Origin of the sequence: Arthrobacter cavernae, from assembly GCF_017368795.1 — a bacterium.
GTDB lineage: Bacteria > Actinomycetota > Actinomycetes > Actinomycetales > Micrococcaceae > Arthrobacter > Arthrobacter cavernae.
In genome coordinates this window covers 1-2,367 of record NZ_JAFNLL010000094.1, presented here as the reverse complement: position 1 = coordinate 2,367, position 2,367 = coordinate 1, and the positions used below count along the sequence as shown (strand labels likewise).

Annotated in this window: 3 protein-coding genes and 1 pseudogene; 3 read left to right on the top strand and 1 reads right to left on the bottom strand. The window is 63.5% G+C overall.

What is annotated here, in order from left to right:
* The 3 genes and pseudogenes from J1902_RS18920 to J1902_RS18910 all read left to right on the top strand — a co-directional run.
* Positions 1–438: pseudogene (locus J1902_RS18920) on the top strand (glyceraldehyde-3-phosphate dehydrogenase); the annotation flags it as partial.
* Between the two features lie 86 nt (positions 439–524).
* Entirely contained in the window at positions 525–887 is a 363-nt protein-coding gene (locus J1902_RS18915; RefSeq protein ID WP_207617914.1) for a cupin domain-containing protein, read from the top strand.
* A gap of 114 nt (positions 888–1,001) precedes the next feature.
* On the top strand, positions 1,002–2,027 hold the full coding sequence (locus tag J1902_RS18910) for a 6-phosphofructokinase (protein WP_207617913.1): 1,026 nt from the start codon (positions 1,002–1,004) through the stop codon (positions 2,025–2,027).
* Between the two features lie 37 nt (positions 2,028–2,064).
* On the opposite strand, the gene J1902_RS18905 is transcribed toward J1902_RS18910, so the two are convergent.
* The coding region (locus tag J1902_RS18905) for a class II fructose-bisphosphate aldolase (protein ID WP_207617912.1) at positions 2,065–2,367 on the bottom strand (303 nt) is incomplete at its 5' end.

Below are 2,367 nucleotides of genomic sequence, written 5' to 3'. Positions count from 1 at the left end.
GCGGCCAAGGCAGTAGCGAAGGCACTGCCGGAACTGCTGGGCAAGCTCACCGGCAACGCCATCCGCGTCCCCACCCCGGATGTCTCCATGGCCATCCTGAACCTCAGCCTGGAGAACGGCACCACGCGGGACGAGGTCAACGACTACCTGCGTGAAATGTCGCTGCACTCCGATCTCCGCAAGCAGATCGACTTCACTGACTCGCCCGAGGTCGTCTCCACCGACTTTGTGGGCTCCCGCCGTGCGGGCATCGTTGACAGCCTCGCGACCATTTCCAATGACAAGCACCTGGTCCTCTATGTCTGGTACGACAACGAGTTCGGCTACAGCTGCCAGGTAGTCCGTGTCATGGAAGAGATGGCCGGCGTGAACCGGCCCTTCTTCCCCACGACGAATGTCGTTGAGGAAGCCATGTCCGTCCTGGCCGCCCTGGCATAGATTCAACCGCTGCTTGATCGAGCCGCGGCAACCACCACCTGCCCGCCGGAGATGTTACGGGCGGGGAAGAAGAAAGGTAGATCCAGATGAGCATTACTTTCCAACCCAGCGAACTCTTCGAAGAGGACCTAGAAAAATCCTGGCTTGGCCCGCCCTTTGCCGACGTGCTAAGCGACGACATAGCAGTGAGGATGTCCGTTCCCTTCACCAGCGATGACTCGCGCATCGTCTCTGGAGTCTGGGAAGCCGCACCAGGTCTCTCCCGGTGGGAGTTCCTGGAGCGCGGTGAGGTGATTAACGTCCTTGAAGGCCGAATGGTGGTTACTGAGGACGGCCGTGATCCCATCACACTGGAGGCCGGAACGGCCGCCGTCTTCCCCATCGGGTGGCAAGGAACCTGGGATATCCAAGAACGGATCAGAAAGTTCTTTGTGATCTTCACGGCTTGACCGCGAAAACTCTGCTGGTTCAGGCCCGGGGCACACCCCGGGCCTGAACTGGTTGTGGCCATCGCGCTGGCCGGCTGTCCGCATTCAATCCCTCCCTATGATTTGAGCCGAAACATGAAAATTGGAATTCTCACCAGCGGTGGCGACTGCCCCGGACTTAACGCCGTCATCCGAGGCGCCGTATTGAAGGGAATCGCCATCCACGGCCAAGAATTCGTCGGATTCCGCGACGGTTGGCGAGGCGTGGTGGAGGGTGATGTCATCGACATCCCCCGCACCATGGTCCGCGGCATCGCCAAGCAGGGCGGCACCATCCTGGGCACCTCGCGCACCAACCCCTTCGAAGTCGGCGGCGGCCCCGAGGCCATCAAGGCCCACATGGACCGCCTCGGCATCGACGCCATCATCGCGATCGGCGGCGAAGGCACCTTGGCCGCCGCCAAGCGCCTCACCGACGCCGGCCTGAAGATCGTAGGCGTCCCCAAGACCGTGGACAACGACCTTGACGCCACGGACTACACCTTCGGTTTCGACACCGCGGTCCAGATCGCTACCGAAGCGATCGACCGCCTCCGCACCACTGGCGAATCCCACCACCGCTGCATGATCGTCGAGGTCATGGGCCGCCATGTAGGCTGGATCGCCCTGCACGCAGGCATGGCGGCCGGCGCCCAGGCCATCCTCATTCCGGAGCAGAAAGCCAGCATCGAGCAGATTGCCCAGTGGGTGAAGGAAGCCCACGCCCGCGGACGCGCACCGCTGGTAGTGGTTGCCGAAGGGTTTGTTCCTGAGCACATGGAATCCCCGCACTCCGAGCGCGGGCTGGATACCTTTGGACGTCCCCGTCTCGGTGGGATCGCGGACCAGCTGGCCCCGGAGCTGGAAGCCCGGACCGGCATCGAAACCCGTGCCACCATCCTGGGCCACATCCAGCGCGGCGGCGTGCCGTCAGCCTTCGACCGCGTCCTGGCCACCCGGCTGGGCATGGCCGCCACCGACTCCGTGGTGGAAGGCCGCTGGGGAACCATGGTAGCACTCAAGGGGACCGACATTTCACACGTCGGCTTCGAAGAGGCCCTCGGCAAGCTCAAAACCGTCCCCCAGCACCGCTACGACGAAGCCGCAGTATTGTTCGGCTGAGCCGCCCTCACCGGCCTCTTCGACGGCGGGATGACAGTTAGAAGGTCTTGCCGACCGAACCGAGCTGCTGTGCGGCTTCGACGATGCGCGCGGCCATGCCGGCTTCGGCGGAAGCGCCCCAGACGCGCGGGTCGTAGCTTTTCTTGTTGCCCATTTCGCCGTCGGTCTTCAGGACGCCGTCGTAGTTGGCGAGCATGTGGCCGGCCACGGGGCGGGTGAAGGCGTACTGGGTGTCGGTGTCCACGTTCATCTTGATGACACCGTAGGAGACGGCGTCGGCGATTTCCTGGGCGGAGGAGCCGGAGCCGCCGTGGAAGACGAGGTCGAAGGGGTTTTCCTT